We start from the raw sequence: 641 nt of genomic DNA on the forward strand, positions 1-641 counted from the left end.
CATTACCGATAATAATAAAAACAAAGAAAATATGAACGAACGATATGCCAAATGTATTCCATTCGATAAGAATGTAAAAGGCAGGATTGGTGGCAATCCTCCTAAATGTATAGAAGGACAAATCCCTTGCGATTATAAATTCTATGCAACACTGGTACATCCTGAAAAGGAGAACATCATGCTTTCTATCATCATTCACCAAGATTATGACACTCTTATTGACAACAACATATATCCCTCAATAGCAGTCAAAGTAATAGAACATGAATTTTCCGAAATTGGCAATTGTGCAGAAAAGCGAAACGCCAGCTTAGACATGTGTTCTATCAGTGAATATTCAGAAGATAAGGATAGTGAAAATATACTTGTAAAAATAGGTGGTGAACCTTCCCTTATCCAAGATGAAGAAAGCTATTATAAAGAATTAGAGAAACATGGTTTTTCTTTTTTCTTATCAATAGACGAGGACGGATATAGTGAAGATGTTACTATTGGCAGTTATCCTTTCGGATATGGAGCTTTGTATTTGTATAAGCGCTGTACAACCAATGAAATAATCGCAGGATTTTGGCAATGTTCGTAAAAAATATATCGGTAACATGCACCTGTTCCGCCTAACGGCGGCAAGCTGCAAACCATTA

1 protein-coding gene is annotated in these 641 nt (G+C 35.6%); it reads left to right on the forward strand.

What is annotated here, in order from left to right; all coding sequences use genetic code 11:
• Positions 1-583: hypothetical protein (locus DWZ47_RS30295; protein WP_233525145.1), on the forward strand; the 583-nt coding region annotated here is incomplete at its 5' end.
• Between the last annotated feature and the right edge of the window lie 58 nt (positions 584-641).

It is taken from the genome of Bacteroides sp. AF32-8BH, assembly GCF_003435205.1.
Lineage (GTDB): Bacteria > Bacteroidota > Bacteroidia > Bacteroidales > Bacteroidaceae > Bacteroides > Bacteroides ovatus.